Annotated in this window: 18 protein-coding genes and 2 pseudogenes; 7 read left to right on the top strand and 13 right to left on the bottom strand. The window is 60.4% G+C overall.

The genetic code is table 11. From position 1 onward, the window contains the following. The first annotated feature begins 87 nt into the window (after positions 1-87). The gene (hemF, locus tag B4968_RS16825; RefSeq protein ID WP_083100625.1) at positions 88-981 is read left to right on the top strand and encodes an oxygen-dependent coproporphyrinogen oxidase; all 894 of its coding nucleotides are present in this window, start codon (positions 88-90) and stop codon (positions 979-981) included. 12 nt (positions 982-993) lie between these two features. On the opposite strand, the gene B4968_RS16820 is transcribed toward hemF, so the two are convergent. From B4968_RS16820 to B4968_RS16810, 3 genes are read right to left on the bottom strand one after another with little or no spacing between them, the layout of a single operon-like run. Next, positions 994-1,590, bottom strand: a complete 597-nt coding sequence (locus B4968_RS16820) for a hypothetical protein (RefSeq protein WP_083100583.1) — start codon at positions 1,588-1,590, stop codon at positions 994-996. Between the two features lie 4 nt (positions 1,591-1,594). Continuing rightward, positions 1,595-2,008 (bottom strand): hypothetical protein, encoded by a 414-nt coding sequence (locus B4968_RS16815; RefSeq protein ID WP_139792877.1) that lies wholly within the window; start codon positions 2,006-2,008, stop codon positions 1,595-1,597. Positions 2,009-2,055: 47 nt separating this feature from the next. After that, complete coding sequence (locus B4968_RS16810; protein ID WP_139792876.1) at positions 2,056-2,430, bottom strand: hypothetical protein; 375 nt, start codon at positions 2,428-2,430, stop codon at positions 2,056-2,058. Between the two features lie 537 nt (positions 2,431-2,967). Here B4968_RS16810 and B4968_RS16805 point away from each other — a divergent pair. Then, on the top strand, positions 2,968-3,609 hold the full coding sequence (locus B4968_RS16805) for a glycoside hydrolase family 25 protein (RefSeq protein WP_420916541.1): 642 nt from the start codon (positions 2,968-2,970) through the stop codon (positions 3,607-3,609). A 37-nt stretch (positions 3,610-3,646) separates the two neighbouring features. Here the strand turns inward: B4968_RS16805 and B4968_RS16800 are convergent, their stop codons facing one another. Further along, the gene (locus B4968_RS16800; protein WP_083100580.1) at positions 3,647-4,591 is read right to left on the bottom strand and encodes a fatty acid desaturase family protein; all 945 of its coding nucleotides are present in this window, start codon (positions 4,589-4,591) and stop codon (positions 3,647-3,649) included. Positions 4,592-4,715: 124 nt separating this feature from the next. Next, positions 4,716-5,675 (bottom strand): hydroxymethylbilane synthase, encoded by a 960-nt coding sequence (gene hemC, locus B4968_RS16795; RefSeq protein WP_083100579.1) that lies wholly within the window; start codon positions 5,673-5,675, stop codon positions 4,716-4,718. Positions 5,676-5,796: 121 nt separating this feature from the next. Between hemC and hemE the strand changes: the two genes are divergently transcribed. The 3 genes from hemE (at position 5,797) to B4968_RS23715 (ending at position 7,674) form a co-directional block, all read left to right on the top strand. Further along, positions 5,797-6,831 (top strand): uroporphyrinogen decarboxylase, encoded by a 1,035-nt coding sequence (hemE, locus tag B4968_RS16790; protein WP_083100578.1) that lies wholly within the window; start codon positions 5,797-5,799, stop codon positions 6,829-6,831. Continuing rightward, complete coding sequence (locus B4968_RS16785; protein WP_241525814.1) at positions 6,824-7,363, top strand: GNAT family N-acetyltransferase; 540 nt, start codon at positions 6,824-6,826, stop codon at positions 7,361-7,363. Before hemE ends, B4968_RS16785 begins: the two co-directional genes overlap by 8 nt. A gap of 152 nt (positions 7,364-7,515) precedes the next feature. Further along, the gene (locus tag B4968_RS23715) at positions 7,516-7,674 is read left to right on the top strand and encodes a hypothetical protein (protein ID WP_162843574.1); all 159 of its coding nucleotides are present in this window, start codon (positions 7,516-7,518) and stop codon (positions 7,672-7,674) included. A gap of 128 nt (positions 7,675-7,802) precedes the next feature. Here B4968_RS23715 and B4968_RS16780 read toward each other — a convergent pair. The 6 genes and pseudogenes from B4968_RS16780 to B4968_RS16755 all read right to left on the bottom strand — a co-directional run bounded on the left by B4968_RS16780 (position 7,803) and on the right by B4968_RS16755 (position 13,200). Further along, a pseudogene (locus B4968_RS16780) lies at positions 7,803-8,962 on the bottom strand (acyl-CoA dehydrogenase family protein). Between the two features lie 5 nt (positions 8,963-8,967). Then, positions 8,968-10,061, bottom strand: a pseudogene (locus tag B4968_RS16775) (CaiB/BaiF CoA transferase family protein). 146 nt (positions 10,062-10,207) lie between these two features. Next, positions 10,208-11,035 (bottom strand): SDR family NAD(P)-dependent oxidoreductase, encoded by an 828-nt coding sequence (locus B4968_RS16770; protein WP_083100577.1) that lies wholly within the window; start codon positions 11,033-11,035, stop codon positions 10,208-10,210. A 101-nt stretch (positions 11,036-11,136) separates the two neighbouring features. Beyond that, a complete protein-coding gene (locus tag B4968_RS16765; protein ID WP_083100576.1) occupies positions 11,137-11,559 on the bottom strand; it encodes a MaoC family dehydratase in 423 nt (140 codons plus the stop codon). Then, a complete protein-coding gene (locus B4968_RS16760; RefSeq protein WP_083100575.1) occupies positions 11,556-12,002 on the bottom strand; it encodes a MaoC family dehydratase N-terminal domain-containing protein in 447 nt (148 codons plus the stop codon). The genes B4968_RS16765 and B4968_RS16760 overlap by 4 nt, the downstream gene beginning before the upstream one ends. 13 nt (positions 12,003-12,015) lie before the next feature. Beyond that, a complete protein-coding gene (locus tag B4968_RS16755) occupies positions 12,016-13,200 on the bottom strand; it encodes a lipid-transfer protein (RefSeq protein WP_083100574.1) in 1,185 nt (394 codons plus the stop codon). 183 nt (positions 13,201-13,383) lie between these two features. Here B4968_RS16755 and B4968_RS16750 point away from each other — a divergent pair, with 183 nt between their 5' ends. Next, complete coding sequence (locus B4968_RS16750) at positions 13,384-14,067, top strand: TetR/AcrR family transcriptional regulator (RefSeq protein WP_083100573.1); 684 nt, start codon at positions 13,384-13,386, stop codon at positions 14,065-14,067. A gap of 24 nt (positions 14,068-14,091) precedes the next feature. On the opposite strand, the gene B4968_RS16745 is transcribed toward B4968_RS16750, so the two are convergent. Continuing rightward, positions 14,092-14,952 carry a helix-turn-helix domain-containing protein gene (locus B4968_RS16745; RefSeq protein WP_083100572.1) on the bottom strand — a complete coding sequence of 287 codons (861 nt, stop codon included), beginning with the start codon at positions 14,950-14,952 and terminating at the stop codon, positions 14,092-14,094. A gap of 117 nt (positions 14,953-15,069) precedes the next feature. On the opposite strand from B4968_RS16745, the gene pobA reads away from it, so the two are divergent. Next, a complete protein-coding gene (gene pobA, locus B4968_RS16740) occupies positions 15,070-16,263 on the top strand; it encodes a 4-hydroxybenzoate 3-monooxygenase (RefSeq protein WP_083100571.1) in 1,194 nt (397 codons plus the stop codon). Positions 16,264-16,450: 187 nt separating this feature from the next. Here pobA and B4968_RS16735 read toward each other — a convergent pair whose 3' ends face one another. Beyond that, the gene (locus B4968_RS16735) at positions 16,451-16,963 is read right to left on the bottom strand and encodes a winged helix-turn-helix transcriptional regulator (protein ID WP_083100570.1); all 513 of its coding nucleotides are present in this window, start codon (positions 16,961-16,963) and stop codon (positions 16,451-16,453) included. Between the last annotated feature and the right edge of the window lie 46 nt (positions 16,964-17,009).

Below are 17,009 nucleotides of genomic sequence, written 5' to 3'. Positions count from 1 at the left end.
CCTGTGCACTAAACCGGTGCTTTATTCGGGCCACCCCCGGTTTCACGCGCTGGCCACCCAGTTGATTACTTGCAGAAAGACGCCTTGATGACCGCTGACATGACTGACCAAAAAGCCCAGGCCGCCGCCTGGTTCCGCTCCCTGCGCGATGAGATCGTCGCCGCCTTTGAAGCACTTGAGGACAGCCATACTGTTGGGCCTTTTGCGGATCTTGCGCCGGGGCGATTTGAGATCAGTGAAACCACGCGGGCCTCGGCCGATGGATCTGACGCCGGTGGTGGTTTGATGAGCGTGATGCGTGGCGGCCGGGTGTTTGAAAAGGTCGGCGTCAATATCTCCGAGGTCTACGGCAGCCTTGGCGAGCGGGCGCAAAACGCGATGGCGGCCCGCAAGGGGCTGCCGGGCATGAAGGAAGATCCACGCTTTTGGGCCTCGGGTATCTCGCTGGTGGCGCATATGCGCAACCCGCATGCGCCAGCGGTGCATATGAACACCCGGATGTTCTGGACGCCGCATGCCTGGTGGTTTGGCGGTGGCTCGGACCTGAACCCCTGTATTGAATACGCCGAGGACACCGCGCATTTTCACGCCACCCAGCGCAAGTACCTCGACCCGCATGGCACAGCGCTTTATCCGCGCCTGAAAGACTGGGCGGACGAGTATTTCTATATCCCTCACCGCAACCGTGCCCGTGGCGTTGGCGGCATCTTTATGGATGATCACAATACCGGCGACTGGGCGGCAGATTTTGCCCTGACGCAGGACATTGGCCGCGCCTTCCTGCCCGCCTATCTGCCGCTGGTGGAAAAGCGCCGGGTGCAGGAGTTCTCCGAGGCCGACAAAGACGCGCAGCTGGTGCATCGCGGGCTCTATGCCGAATACAATCTGGTCTATGACCGGGGGACTAAATTTGGTCTTGAAACCGGCCATGATGCCAATGCGGTGCTGATGAGCCTGCCGCCAATGGCCAAGTGGGTCTGATCCTGGTTTTCCCTATTGCTCGCATGTTTGCACCAGCTTCCCAGCGTCGTTTTTTTGATGAACCCACTTGCCGCCTAAGTCCAGGCAGGCTTTTTGATAGCTCTCGGCGGCTATTTGCTTTGATGAGGCCTTGGCGACCTGGGCCGGTCTCATAACTGACGCGACGGCGGCGAGGGTTTGCTTTTCATCTTTGGGTGCGATGGCTGCTGCAGTCTCGCCTGTAGGGAGAACCTTGGTGCTTTGAGAAGAGCCGCTCAGTTCTCCAATCAGGGCGAGGGCAGCAGGCCCTGTTGCATAGCCACTGGCGACTCTCACGGTGGTATTAAAAACGTTGTTGTCGTCGGGGTCTTGTACCACCTGGAAACCGCCTACCAAGTTCGCAGCCTCGCCATCAGAGTTGCCGTATTTGTCTTTTCTGATAGGTGGAACCAGACCGGCAACACGACGGGTGAGCCCCAGATTGGTCTCGATCGGTGAGCCCTGAGCCGCATCAATATTGACGGCGGCATTGAAGCCAGTTTTCTCTGTGAAAACAAGGGACTCACTACATCCAGCTATCGATAATAACATCAGGATAGCGGTTTTTGGGGTGAACAGATATCTGATCATCAGTCTATTCTCCATCGGTTGAAGTGCTTTTGCTCGTTGTCAAATCGAAGTGATTGCAATCCAGGAATTTATCGTTTTCCTCTTTGATTTTGGCGGCCAGTTTGATGGCGGCTTCACCCGTGATCACCATATCCGAATAGCGCTTTAGCGTGGGGCCTTCAGCCTCCAGATAATTACAGCCAAGTGAGGACATGACATCCCGGCTGGCGTTGCTTGTGGAAGTTTGATCCTCTTCACCTGTGACCGGTTCCGTTCGGCTGCCTTTTGGGACGATGGTGATGAATTCGCGATCATAGCCGATGACCAGTTTGCCTGCCGCGCGATCCTTGTTCAGTCGTGCGTTTATGCCCAGTACTGTGTCATGGGCGACATAGAGGTTCTGGTCGCAGCCCAAAAGGGCCAGTATGGGAATTCCCAAGATGAAAAACGTCCTCACGGTCTATTCCTTTCCCTGTGTGTCTTCATTTAAATATCCATGCATTTGGCAGGCTGCATGAGGGCCAGCTTGTTTTGTTCTGGTGCACTCGGCACAAAGGCCAGGCGGCGGCCGTAGCTGCTGTCAGCCGGGAGTGAAAGCATGGCGGTGGTTTCTCGCAGGCCCAGGCCCAGTTCGATCCCCTGTGCGCCCAGACTGAAATACGCGCCGATGATACGGCGGGAGGGCAGTTCTGCGATCTGACGTTCAGGTGCCGCCTGTGGGCAGGCCGCAGGATAAAGATACTGTCCTTGAAACGCGCCAAGTGTGAGGCCCAACCGATCTGGTTCCAGTTCCAGATGTAGTCCAGGGGCATAGCGCTCCAGGACCATAGCGGTTTTTGTTGTCTGGCGGGTTTGCTTCATCAGGCCAACTCCGTTCGCCGAGCAGCCTGCAACAGGTCCAAAACCAAGCAACACAATTGTCAGGCCAAACAGCCTGCGCTGTTTTGGCCAAGTCTCCCAATAGCTCACATCTCCCCCTTGTGACCGCTTGGAGCCCATCTAATAGTGAACGCCGTCGGCAGCTTTGGCCACGAAATCACCCTCTAGGTGTTTTTCGATTCCATCAAACACTTTATGGGGTGTTTGCTTGATGACCCAACGTGGCCTTACACTGCACCGTGTGGTCTATTTCATTGGGATCAGCGTAGGTGGTGGACTAGTCATGCGAGTCGGGAAGTTCTTTTTGGCATTTCTGTTGCTGACTTTGGTCGGCTGTACTCCAGGCCCCGTTTCTGATCTGGCGCCTGACCTCCTCAGATCAGAGGCCGTAGGGACACCGACCCGGCGCCCTTCGCAGGCGCAGTTGGCGCAGCTGATCACCTACCCCCGGTTTGGCGATAGTGATCCACATTCCTGGCAGGGGCGGGGCCCAACAGCTATGCGATCCACGGCATTGATGTGTCGCGCTATCAGGGCGTGATCGACTGGCCGCAGGTGCAGCGCGCCGGGGTCTCCTTTGCCTATATCAAGGCGACCGAGGGCGGTGATCTGGCCGATCCGGGGTTTAACAGCCACTGGCAAGGGGCGGCGCGGGCCGGGGTGCAGCGCGGCGCCTATCATTACTATTGCTTTTGTCGCAGTGCTGCAGAGCAGGCCCGCTGGTTCATCAAACATGTGCCACGTGATGCCTCGGCGCTGCCACCGGTGCTGGATATGGAGTGGAACCCGCGCTCAAAGACCTGCACCAAACGCCCCGATGGCCGCCTGGTGCGCACGGAGGCGCGCAAGTTTCTGTCGCTGCTTGAAGCGCATTATGGCCAGCGCCCGGTGATCTACACCACGGTGGATTTCTTCGCGGAGACTGGCATAGGCAAACTGCGCGGCGTTGAGTTCTGGCTGCGCTCAGTCGCCGGCCATCCGCGCCAGGTCTATCCCGGCGCCCATTGGCGCCTTTGGCAATATAGCGGCACTGGTGTTGTGCCCGGCATCAAGGGCAATGTGGATCTGAACGTGTTCCACGACAGCCCCGAGACCTGGCTGCTGGTCTGGTCAGTTGCAGCAGCCAGCCCAGTAGGGCTGAGTCTGGGATCTTGCCTGTGAAAACACCCATTCAGAACAGGCCAGATAGGCCGTGCTTTCAGGCGCGCTTCCAGCCTGCTTCAGCCATGGCCTGACCGTAGCCCTTGGCGATGCGCATCTCTTGCCCCAGCCCCTTGCTTAGCAGCGCCTTGTGCATGTGTTTCAGCTGCCAGCAGGGCACATGCATCACCATATGGTGCTCCAGGTGGTAGTTGACCCAATAGGGCGCCACAAACAGCCGCGCGAGAGGGCCGGCCCTGGTGGTGCGGACGTTTTGCAGCGGGTTTTCCGACTGCTCGGTGGCGCCGTGTTCGGCGATATTGCGCACCCGCAGCACAAACTGGAACCAGGTGAGGTACGGCAACAACCAAAAGGCAAAGCCCCACCACCAACTGCCCAACAGGCTCATCCCCAGCATGATGCCCAGAAACACCGGCAGGGATTTCCACAGATGTGGCGCCTTAAAGCTCTGGGCAAAATCTGAGGCGGCGGCCTCAATGGCGTCTTTGTCACCGGCGAGTCGAAAGCTCATCAGGATTTGGCCCAGCAGCTGCTTGGCGCCGGTCTGCCCGGTCAGATCGCGGGTGAATTTGCGCCGCAGTGAGGCCTTGGAGGTGGGGAATTTCGAGCTCAGCACCAGATCGGGGTCTTTGTCGGTTTGGGTGAAACGGTGGTGCGTCAGGTGATAATGGCGATAGGCGGCGAGCTCAGCCAGAACCGGACGACCACAGAGCCATTCACCGATGGTCTCGTTCCACCGGCGCGTTTTGAACAGGGCATTATGGGCGGCCTCATGCATCAGGATCGCCAGGCCCAATTGACGCGAGCCGATCACCATGACGGCAAGAACAAAGGTCAGCACATTGGGCCAAAGCCCAAACAGCGCCAGCGCGCCTGCAATCACGCCCCAGCAATGCAGCACGAGCCAGGCCCCCATGACGTCGGACCGTTCGGCCAGGGGACGGATTTCTTCGCTGCTCAGATAGGTCTTTCCGGGTGTCATGTGGCGCTCCTCCTGATCTCAGGGTCACCTAAAATCAGGGGGGCGGTCAAATGGGGCGTGGCGTCATACTCTGGCGTATGTCGTGGCGTCCTTTTGGGGAAACTGCCGCGTCTACAGGCGCACCTTACTGGCGCCAGTCAAAGAAACCGGGACCGGCCTGCGCCAGCAGTTTGTCGGCCATAGCGCGGCCCAGCTCGGCGCCGTCTTCAATGGCACAGCTCTGGTCCTCGGCAATGGCTTCTGAGCCATCCGGCCGCAGCACTTCACCGCGCAGGCGCAGACTGCCGCCCGTAAGCTCTGCCAGCCCGGCAATTGGCGTCTCGCAAGAGCCATCCAGGGCGGCCAAAAAGGCGCGTTCGGCCGCAGGCCGCTGGCCGGTGGCCTGGTCGTGGATGGCCTCCAGCATGGCGGCGACGCGATTGTCATTGCCGCGCCGCTCAATCCCGATGGCGCCCTGGGCCACGGCAGGCAGCATATCATCGGTCTCGATGGCGGTGGCAGGCACATCCTGCATCGCCAACCGGTTAAGCCCGGCCATGGCAAGGAAGGTGCACTCGGCGACGCCCTCGTTCAGTTTCTTCAGCCGGGTCTGCACATTGCCGCGAAACTCTACCACCTTCAGGTCCGGGCGGCGGTTCATCAGCTGGGCCCGGCGGCGCAGCGACGAGGTGCCGACCACTGCACCCGCCTCAAGGTCCAGCAGGCGGGAGAACTTTGGCGACACAAAGGCGTCGCGCACATCTTCGCGCGGCAGATAGCAATTCAGCAACAACCCGGCAGGCTGGGCCACCGGCATGTCCTTCATCGAATGCACCGCGATATCAATGGCACCCGACAAAAGATCCTCTTCGATCTCTTTGGTGAACAATCCCTTGCCGCCCAGCTCCTTTAGCGGCTTGTCCGCCGCGATCAGCGCCTGATTGTCGCCACTGGTCTTGATCACCACGATCTCAAAGGCCGCATGCGGCAGATCAAAGGCCCCGGCCAGACGGCGGCGGGTCTCATAGGCCTGAGCCAGCGCCAGAGGCGATCCACGGGTGCCGATTTTCAGCGGAGAGGCGGGGGAGGGCAGGTTCTGTGTCATAGTCAAACCTTTAGTAGCGGCGATTTGCCGTTGCAAGCTCTGGTCCAGCTGCCCTTGACAATTTGCCGCTTTGGGCCGACCTCATGGGGCAAGCAAATGAGCACGTAAAACCGAGGGTGACATGGCCGAACAGAAGAAACTGCTGCGCGCATTGGCGGGTGAAACACAAGACGTCCCACCGATCTGGATGATGCGCCAGGCGGGTCGCTATCTGCCCGAGTACCGCGCCACCCGTGCCCAGGCCGGTGATTTTCTGAAACTCTGCTACAATCCCGACCTTGCCGCCGAGGTTACCCTGCAGCCGATCCGCCGCTATGGCTTTGACGCCGCCATCCTGTTTGCCGACATTCTGCTGATCCCCCAGGCGCTGGGCGCGGATCTGTGGTTTGTCACCGGCGAAGGCCCGCGTCTGTCGACCATCACCACCGAGGGTGATTTTTCCAAACTGGGCCCGGCTGCGGATATCCATGAGACGCTGAACCCGATTTATGAAACGATCAAGATCCTGAAATCGGAACTGCCTGCCGAGACCCCGCTGATTGGGTTTGCAGGCGCGCCCTGGTCTGTGGCGACATATATGATTGCCGGTCGTGGCACGCCGGATCAGGCTCCAGCGCATGCCCTGAAACAGGAAAACAACGCTCTGTTCGAGGCGCTGCTGGCGCGCATCACCGAGGCGACGATTGACTATCTGTCCATGCAGATCAAAGCCGGCGCCGAAGTGGTCAAGATCTTTGACAGCTGGGCCGGCTCGCTCAAAGGTGAGGATTTCCGCAAATACGCGCTGGAGCCCTGCCGCCAGATCACTGCCGCGCTGAAACAGCGTCATCCCGGTATTCCCGTGATTGGCTTTCCCCGTGAAGCAGGCGAAAAATACCTCGGCTTTGCCAAGGCTACCGGCATTGACTGTCTGGCGCTGGACAACTCGGTTGATCCCGTCTGGGCGGCGCAGAACCTGCAGGTGGATGGCTGCGTGCAGGGCAACCTCGCCTCGCGCCATATGGTCACCGGTGGTCAGGATCTGGTGGATGAGACCCGCGCCATTGTTGAGGCGTTCAAGAACGGTCCGCATATTTTCAACCTTGGCCATGGCATCACACCTGATGCCAACCCGGACAATGTGCAGCTGATGATTGATACGGTGCGGGGTGGCTGAGAGCCATCAGGGCAAGATCAGCCTGCGCCCGGCGCGTTCTGAGGACGCGACGAGTCTGGCGGCCTTGTCGATTGAGGTCTGGGTTGGCACCTACCTGCGCCGTGGCGTGAACGATCTGTTTGCGGGCTATATCTTTTCCGAACTGACCCCGGAGCGGTTTCAGTCGCTGCTGCAACAGCAGAATGAGACCGTCATTGTCTCGCAGAATGTTGAGGGCATTGACGGCTTTATCCGCATCTCTGAGGGGCCAACGCCGCCTGCGGGGCCGGGGTCCGCGGTTGAGATCGCAACGCTTTATGTGCAGCCACGCCACCATGGGCGGGGAGTGGGCCGCGCGCTGCTGCAGGCGGGGCTGAAGCGCTGCGCTGAATTGGGCGCTGAGGCCCCTTGGCTGACGACAAACGCGCAAAACACTGCAGCGATTGCCTTTTATCAACGCATGGGGTTTGAGATCAGCGGCCAAACCCATTTTCGCATTGGTGAGGAAGGCTATCTGAACCAGGTGCTGACCTACCAGCCACCTGTTGCCTGACATCGCCGGCCTGACATCAACGGCCTGACATCAGCGGCCTGGCGCCTGTGTTACAGTGCCGTGCAGCGGCCTCACCTTGCAAATAAGCCGCATTTGGGGCATCAGCGCGACAACAGAGATTCCTCTCATCCCCAACATACAAAGGCAGAGCCATGGACTATGGAAAGACCGGCGCCGCACGGCGGGGCACCAATGCACCGCGTCACGCGGAGCACAACGCCAAGGGCAGCCGCAAAAACCCCTATGATAAAGCCGAAGATAAGACGGCGCTGCTGCAACGCATGAAGGCGGCGGCTGCCAGCAAAAAGTAGGACTGAGTGCCCCGCTTTTGACCCCAGTTTAACCCGCGCGACAGGATGCTGTTGCGCGGGTTTTTCGTGTGGATTGCCTGCGTGGCTCAGGCTGCGTGATTCAGGCTGTGTGGCTCAGGCTGGGCGGATCAGGGTGTAAGGCTGCGGGCGATCAGCTCTTTCATGATCTCGTTTGAGCCGCCGTAGATTTTTTGCACCCGTGCGTCGGCATACATCGTCGAGATCGGATATTCCGACATATAGCCATAGCCGCCAAAAAGTTGCAGGCACTCATCCATGGTGTCGCATTGCATCTGTGTCACCCACCATTTCGCCATCGACGCAGTTGTGGCGTCCAGCTCACCGCGCAGATGTTTGGCAACACAGTCATCCAGAAATACCCGGGCAATATGGGCCACTGTCTTGACCTCGGCCAGCTTGAACCGGGTGTTTTGCATCTCCAGCAGCGGCTTGCCAAAGGCCTTTCGCTCGGCGGTGTAGGCGACGGTCTCTTCCAGCGCTTTGTCCATCGCGGCCGCCCCGCCCAGAGCCACCACAAGACGTTCCTGTGGCAGCGATTTCATCAGCTGATAAAACCCCTGACCCTCAGTGCCGCCCAGCAGGTTTTCCGGTGGCAGCCGCACATTGTCAAAGAACAGCTCGGATGTGTCCTGGCTTTTGAGGCCCAGTTTTTCCAGATTGCGCCCCCGGGCAAACCCTGGCGCATCAGCGGTTTCCACCACCATCAGCGAGATGCCTTTGGCCCCCATGCTGGGGTCGGTCTTGGCCACCACAAAATGACCAGATCGGCCTGCTGGCCATTGGTGATAAAGGTCTTTGAGCCGTTCACCACGTATTCATTGCCATCCAGCTTTGCGGTGGTTTTGATGTTTTGCAAATCCGACCCGGTGCCCGGCTCTGTCATGGCGATGGCGCAGACCATCTCGCCACTGGCCATCTTTGGCAGCCAGCGCTTTTTCTGCGCTTCTGAGCCGTAATCCAGGATATATCCGGCACAGATCTGGCTGTGTACCGAATTGCCAAAGCCGGAAAAGCCGGCGGCGCGGTATTGCTCGGTGGCGATCACCGCCTCATGACGAAAGTCGCCGCCCATGCCGCCGTATTCTTCCGGAACCGAGGCGCAGAGGATGCCAAATGCGCCGGCCTTGTTCCAAAAGTCGCGGTCAATATGGCCCTGCTCCTGCCAGCGGGCCTCATGCGGCACCATTTCAGTGGCATAAAATGTGCGCAGGCTGTCCTGCAGCAGGGTCAGTTCTTCATCCATCCAGGGCGAGATATGGGCAGTCATGGCGATCAGTCCTTGTTGAGGCCGAGTTCGGCCAGAATATCCGCGCTGTGTTGGCCACGGTCCGGGCTGGCGGCGGGCTGCCAGTCGGGGGCGTCGGAAAACCGCGGGGCGGGGGCGGCCTGCAGCACGCCCTCGTGGTCCACCCAGGTGCCACGGGTGTTCATCGGGTGTTCGCGGGCTTCATCCGGGCTGAGCACCGGGGGGCGACGCAGGCATCCGTTCCCTGAAACAGATCGGCCCAGTGGGCGCGGGTCTGGCTGGCAAAAAGCCCGGCAAGGCGTCCGGTCAGCGCGGGCCATTTTGTGGTGTCAAACTGGTGCTGGAAATCAGCATCGTCGCTTAACCCCATCAGCGACAGAAACTGGGCGTAGAACTTTGGCTCAAGGCATTGCACGGTCATGTAGCCGCCATCAGCACAGGCGTAGCTGCGGCTCCAGTGGGGGCCATCCAGCAGATTGCTGCCCCGGGCCTCGCCAAAGCCGCCGCCCTGTCGGATGCTCATCAACAGGTTCATCATATGCGCCGAGCCATCGTAGATCGCCGCGTCCACCACCGTGCCGGTGCCACTTGTCTTGGCCTTGAGCAGCCCGGCCAGCATGCCCGCCACCAGGTACATCGCGCCGCCGCCAATATCGCCCACCAGCGTGGCAGGGGTAAGGGGCGCATCCCCGGGCGTGGAAGCATACCAAAGCGCGCCAGACAGGGAGATATAGTTTAGATCATGGCCTGCGGTTTGTGACAGAGCGCTCTTTTGTCCCCAACCTGTCATGCGGCCAAACACCAGCGCGGGATTCACCGCCTGGCAGGCCGCAGGGCCGATCCCCAGCCGCTCCATCACACCGGGGCGAAAGCCCTCAATCAGCCCGTCCGCCGTGGCAACCAGCGCCAGAAAGACATTGATATCGGACGGATCTTTCAGGTCCAGCGCAATCGAGCGCTTGCCGCGATCGAGCAAAGAGCGTTCCGGCATACCGGGGGTGACGCTGCCGCCCTTGCGGTGAACGCAGATCACATCGGCGCCCATATCCGCCAGTGTCATTGCGGCAAAGGGGCCGGGGCCGAGGCCTTCGACCTCAATGATGCGGATGCCCTCAAGCATGATGTCTTCTCCCTCTTGAGGCCTGCCCTGCAGGTGAGGGGCAGGCCTAAGTCTCTGCTGCGTGCTGTGGCTCTGATCCAGTTCTGGTTCCAGGCCTGATCCTAGGCCTGATCCTAGGTCTGAACCAGTTCTGATCCTAGGACTGGTCAGCTGCCGCCAAAGCCGCCACCCACGATCAGGGTCTGGCCTGAGACATAGTTGCTCTCGGGGATGCAGAAGAGATAGACGCCGCCTGCGGCCTCTTCGGCGGTGCCGGCGCGGCCCAGGGGGATCATCATTTCCATACCCTGCACCAGCTTTTTCGGGATGCCAATGGCGACTTTGTTGCCTTCGACCTCGATAGATTTCTTCTCGTCGGTGGCTTCGGTCAGCCGGGTCGAGATCATGCCAAAGGCCACCGCGTTGACGTTCACCTTAAAGCGTCCCCATTCCTTGGCCATGGTTTTTGTCAGGCCAATGACGCCGGATTTGGCTGCAGAGTAGTTCGCCTGTCCCGCATTGCCGCCGGTGCCTGAAATGGACGAGATATTGACCACCTTGCGAAACACTTCGCGGCCCTCGGCGGTCTCTTGCGCGACCTGTTCGGCAATAAAGGGGGCGGCGGCGCGCAGGATCTGAAACGGCGCCTTCAGGTGCACATCGATCATGGCGTCAAACTGCGCGTCGCTCATCTTGCCGATGAAGCCATCCCAGGTGTAGCCGGCATTGTTGACGATGATGTCTACGCCGCCGAACCTGTCGATCCCGGCCTGGATGAAATCATCGGCAAAGCCGGGGGCGGTGACGGACCCTGCAATGGCCAGCGCCTTGCCGCCCATGGCCTCGATCTCGGCCACAACCGCTTGGGCTGGCTCTGCGTCCAGATCGTTGAGCACCACATTGGCGCCGTCACCGGCCAGTTTCAGCGCGATGGAGCGGCCAATGCCACGTCCGGCGCCAGTGATATAGGCGGTTTTGCCTGCGAGCTTTGTCATCTTTTGTGAGTCCGTTATTAAAGACATATGAAGTGTTCCGTCCGGCGGTACGTCGGGCAGAGCCCGATCCTCCCCCTGGGAGGGCGCCGCCCGGCTCGGTTCTAGGGCAGCTGTACCAGTGCCTTGCCTGCCAGTTTGACCTCGCCATGCTGATCGGCGGCCTCAATCTCCAGCGCCACCAGATTGCCCTCGCGTTTCTCCACAACGCGGCCGGTGCAGGTCACAATTGCATGCACCTGCGTAATGGCCACAAACCGGGTGGAGAACTCCCGCACGGCGCGCTGTGGCACCCAGGCGGTGAGCAGATGGCCTAAGTAAGCCATGCCGAGCATACCGTGGGCAAAGACATCCGGCATGCCTGCCGCCTTGGCAAAGTCGATGTCGATGTGGATCGGGTTGTGATCGCCCGACGCCCCCGCAAACAGCGCCAGCGTGGTGCGGCTGATGGGTTTTGAGCTCACGGCAGGCAAAGTGTCGCCAACCGCAACCCCGTCATAGGTCACGCCCTGTGCAAAAACACTCATTTTGGGTCCCTCACAACGATGGTGCTGGTCATAGTGCCGAGATCCTCGCCCAGCTGGTTCACCGCCTGGGTTTTCAGGATGACAAACTCCATGGCGCCGCCCTTTTTGTCGTAGATATCCAGACAGGTGCAGGTGAGGGTCACTGTGTCGCCGGCGCAGATCGGCGCTGCGTAGCTAAAGGCCTGCTCGCCGTGCAGCACATGGCCCAGCTCGATCCCCATGGCATTGATGAAATAGAACCGATCCTCGCGCTCCTGATCCAGCGTAAACAGAAAGGTGAGCGGCGCGGGCAGGGCGCGATAGCCTGCGGCCTGCGCCGCCTCCTCGTCCCAGTACACAGGATCGCGCTGGCCCGTGGCGCGGGCAAAGGCGCGCAGCTGGCCAGCCTCTACATCGACATGTAGCGGCGGAAAACTGCGCCCGATGAAGGATCTGTCGATCATCTGCGTGTCCCCCTCAGGCGGCTTGGTAGAGCGTGACGACGCAGGCGCCGCCAAGGCCGAGGTTATGCTGCAGCGCGGTGCGCGCCCCCTCTACCTGAGTGGGGCCTGCGGTGCCGCGCAGCTGCCGCGTCAGCTCGTAGCATTGCGCAAGGCCAGTGGCCCCCAGCGGGTGCCCCTTGGACAACAGTCCGCCCGAGGGGTTGGCGACATATTTGCCGCCATAGGTATTGTCGCCCTCGGCGATGAATTTGCTGGCGCCGCCCTCGGGGCAGAGGCCAAGACCCTCATAGGTGATCATCTCGTTGTGGGCGAAACAGTCGTGCAGCTCGACCACATCGACGTCGTCGATACTGATGCCGGTCTGCTCCTGAATTTGCGCTGCGGCGGCGGCGGTCATATCATATCCCACCAGCTGCATCATGTCGTGCGCCTCAAAGGTTGAGGCATAGTCGGTGGTCATCGCCTGTCCCTTGATGCGCACGGCCTGATTTAGACCGTGTTTTTTGGCATAGGCCTCGCTGACCACAATGGCGGCGGCAGCCCCACAGGTAGGGGGGCAGGCCATCAGGCGGGTCATGACACCCTCCCAGATCATCGGGCTTTGCAGCACGTCTTCGGGCGTGAGCTCCTGACGGAACAGCGCCAGCGGGTTGTTGACCGCGTGGCGGCTGGCCTTGGCACGGATGCGGGCCAGATCGGTCATGCTGGAGCCGTGTTTCTCCATGTGCGATTTACCGGCGCCGCCAAAATAGCGCAGCGCCAGCGGAATTTCAGGACGGCCAACCAGATCATCGGTCTCGGCATCAAAGGCATCAAAGGGGCTGGGGCGATCGGTCCAGGGCGAGGTCAGCGCGCCGGGCTGCATATGTTCAAACCCCAGCGCCAGCGCCACATCCACCGCGCCGGACTGTACCGCCTGGCGTGCCATGAACAGCGCGGTCGAGCCGGTCGAACAGTTGTTGTTCACATTCATCACCGGAATGCCGGTCATGCCCACCTTGTAAAGGACCGCCTGACCGCAGGTGCTGTCGCCGTAGACATAGCCGGCATAGGCCTGCTGTACCGCGTCATAGGGCAGCCCGGCATCGGCAAGGGCATCACGCAGGGCCTTGGCGCCCATCTCGGTATAGGGCTCATTCTGGCCGGGCTTGGCAAATTTGGTCATGCCCACTCCGGCAACCAGTACCTCTGATGTCATTGGCTCTCTCCTTAGCTGCAGCGCGTGGATGCAGCGCCTGCCTGTGGTGAATTTACACTTGTGGGTTACTTTTGCCGGGGCTGGCCAAAAGGTCAACAACCCTGTAACTGATGAGTGTAATTACCGCGCGTCATCTGACGAAACAGACAGAGGCGGGCGCAGTGTTGAGGGCGTAATCAGAGCATGGGCAACAAGAGCTGGACCACAGCGGGCACTGACACAGCGGGCACGGGCCGGGATGCCAAACGTGAGGCGAAGCGGCGTGCTGTTCTGCAGGCCGGAGCCAGGTTGTTCAATGATCAGGGCTACGAGCAAACCTCGCTGGACGAGATTGCCGCTGCGCTGAAAATCACCAAGCGCACGATCTATTATTATGTTGAAAGCAAAGAAGATATTCTGTTTGGCTGCCATCTTTTGGGGCTGGAGGTTCTTGGCGAAGTGATGGCGCAGAGCCAGGATGAGAGCCTGCCAGTGGTGGATCGCATTGCCCTGCTTATCCGGGGCTACTGCGCCTGGGTCTCGACCGATCTGGGGGCGACAATCGCCATGGTGCGGGAACAAAGTCTTTCGCCGGCGCGCCGCAGCGCGCTGCGTGCCAGCAAGGCAGAGGTGGATTTTCAGTTGCGCAGCCTGATTGCCATGGGCATGCAGGAGGGCAGTCTGCGCCCGTGCGACCCGCGGCTGGTGACGGCGGCGGTGTTTGGCGCGCTGAATTGGATTCCGCACTGGAATCGGGTCGACTCTCCGGTGCCGCAAGAGGTGATTGCCGAGCAATATCTTCAGCTGATGTTTTCGGGCATGACGGTTGCACAGGATGCAGCGGCGCAGAATGAGCAGGATGCAGCTGTGGGCGGGGCTGCGGGCTAGACTGGCGCGGCCCTTACGCTTTGGTCACTTGGTCTCGGCCACTTTTTGACGGAACAGTTTTGGCGGCGTGCCGGTGCCTTTGGCAAAGACCCGGCTAAAATGTGCGGGGTCGGAAAAGCCCAGATCATAGGCGATCTGCGCTGCCGTCAGGTTGGTGTAGATCAACATCCGGCGGGCCTCACGCAGCATGCGTTCGTTGATCAGCTGCGAGGCGGCCTGACCCGATGACTGATGGGTGATCCGGTTCAGATGGGTGGGAGAGATCGCCAGGTCACGGGCGTATTCGGTCAGCGGGCGACGTTTGCGAAAGTCGCGCTCGATCATCTCTTCAAAGCGGGTGAACAACGGGTTGCCTGCCAGCATCTGATTGGCGTTGTCGGCCTCAAAAATACTGCGGGCTGCAAGCGCCATAAGAGCCCCTGCCAAAGAGCGCAGGACCTGGGCGCGGCCAAAGCTTTGTTCGTGGTATTCGCAAAACAAATGCTCTGCGAGGCCGCGCAGCTCTGGCGGCAGCGGCAGAACCATCGGGCGTTCCAGCGGAGCCCGCACGCCTTCGCTCTCATGAATGCAGTGATCCAGCAGATCTGAGGTCAGCGTGACGACCCAGCCGCGTGTCTCGGGGGCAAAATCGTAGCCATGCACTACGCCGCGCGGAATATTGACAAAACTATCGGTTGGGATCGGCTGCGCCACACCGTCTATCTCTGCCTGACCGCTGCCTTTGGTCAGAAACAGCAATTGGTGCAGCCGTGCGTGACGATGCGCCTTTAGCCGCCAGTCGTGCAGCGCTGAGCGGGAGCGAATGGTCTCCACATGCAACACATCCGCCAGTTCAGCGGTTTCGCCAAACAGGTTGTAGCTGCGGATATCAGAGGTCGATGTCATGTGTGAATTGTACAAGAGGTTGCGCGCTCAGTCCATTCGCAAAGTGATGTTTGATCTGCATATTCAAATCAAATTCGAGACCTCAGGGCCCGGTCACATGTTCAGGGAGACGTATAGATGTCGCAAGCAGCCACGCCAAAAACCACTCAAGTAGCCATTATTGGCGGCGGTCCTTCGGGGCTGTTGTTGTCGCAGCTTTTGCACCGTCGCGGAATCGATAGCGTGGTTCTGGAACGCCAGACGCGGGACTATGTTCTGGGCCGGATCCGGGCCGGTGTGCTGGAGCGCGGCTTTGTTGAGCTGATGCGCGAAGCGGGCTGTTGCGCGCGGATGGAGGCCGAGGGCGAGGTGCATCATGGCGTCTATCTGGCGCATCAGGGGCGGATGGACCGGATCGATCTGGCGGCCTCGGCCGATGGGGCCACGGTGATGGTTTATGGCCAGACCGAGGTGACGCGGGATTTGTATGAGGCGCGCGAAGCCATGGGCGGCGTGGTGATCCATCAGGCAGACAAGGTGCAGCCGCATGATCTGAAGTCGGAAAAACCGTTTGTGGCCTATGAGCTTGATGGGGTTGAACACCGTGTAAACTGCGATTTCATTGTTGGCGCGGATGGGTTCCACGGCGTCAGCCGCAAATCAATTCCGGCAGATGTGCTGCGAGAGTATGAAAAGGTCTATCCCTTTGGCTGGCTCGGAGTGTTGTCAGAGACAAAGCCCGCCTCGCCGGAGCTGATCTATGCCCGCCATGAGCGCGGATTTGCGCTGTGCTCTATGCGCAGTCAGGTTCTCAGCCGCTACTATATTCAGGTGCCTCTGACGGATAAGGTCGAAGACTGGTCGGACGAGGCCTTTTGGGCGGAGCTGAAGGCGCGCCTGCCTGAGGAGGTCGCAGCAGGTCTGCAGACCGGGGCGTCGATTGAGAAATCCATCGCCCCGCTGCGCAGTTTTGTGGCGGAGCCAATGCGCTATGGCCAGCTGTTCCTTGCGGGCGATGCGGCGCATATCGTGCCGCCAACGGGGGCCAAGGGGCTGAACTCGGCGGCGTCCGATATCTACTATCTTTATCATGGCTTGCTGGACCACTACCAAAACGGCGACAGCGCCGGGTTGGACAGCTATTCGCAAAAGGCCCTGGCGCGGGTCTGGAAGGCGGAACGGTTTAGCTGGTGGATGACCAATCTGCTGCACCGGTTCCCGGATATGAGTGACGCGGACCTGCGGTTGCAATGTGCGGATCTGGAGTATCTGTTCTCGTCAGAGGCGGCGCAGGCCTCGATGGCGGATAACTATGTTGGCCTGCCGTATTGATGCGCAGGGCGTGGGCCTCTTCGTGAGCCGCGGGGCCCCCGCCCTCTGAGACTGCATCACAGATGCCCTCCCAGACTTTGGGCCGGGCGCCGCGCTGTCGCGCGGCGCGGTTGCGTTCCATTGGCGCGACAGCGCGGCTAGAGGCCGCCGGGCAGCAGAGCGCTGCTGTTTAGAGAAACTTTGTGACCTAAGGCGCTTGGGCGGCGCTGGGAGACTCTGGGTCTTTGGGCTCTTTCGCCGCATCTTGTGCGTGCGAAGCGGCGGCGGGGGCCATCAAGACGGATCGGTGGTTCAGCTCCGCGCCGCTGTGTCGGTCTGTCAGTACCGGATCTACCTTTTCGCCACTATCACGTGTCACAAATGTAAACGGTGTCGGCACTGGGCTGGGGAGATTGCGCTGCGCCCAATCCTGCATCGCCAGCAAGACAGGCGCAAACTCTTTGCCTGATGCGGTCAGCCGGTATTCGTGCCGCAGGGGGCGCTCCTGATAGGGGCGGCGTTCCAGCAGCCCCATCGTCTCCAGCCGTTTTAGCCGTTCCGCCAAAAGATGCCGGGTCACGCCAAGGCGCTTTTGGAAGCTGTCAAAGCGGCGCACCCCCAGGAAACATTCCCGCAGTATGAGCAGCGTCCAGCGGTCTCCGATCACGCCCATGGCGCGGGCGAGGGGGCAGGCGTCGTCTGTGAGATCATGCCATTTCATCCGGTGAGTCCTAACATGGATTGACAGGGTTCTCAAATGGAACTGA

The sequence above is a fragment of the Pseudophaeobacter leonis genome (genome assembly GCF_002087335.1).
GTDB classification, from domain to species: domain Bacteria; phylum Pseudomonadota; class Alphaproteobacteria; order Rhodobacterales; family Rhodobacteraceae; genus Pseudophaeobacter; species Pseudophaeobacter leonis.
Note: the sequence above shows the minus strand (reverse complement) of the source record. Positions and strands in the feature narration are given on the sequence as shown.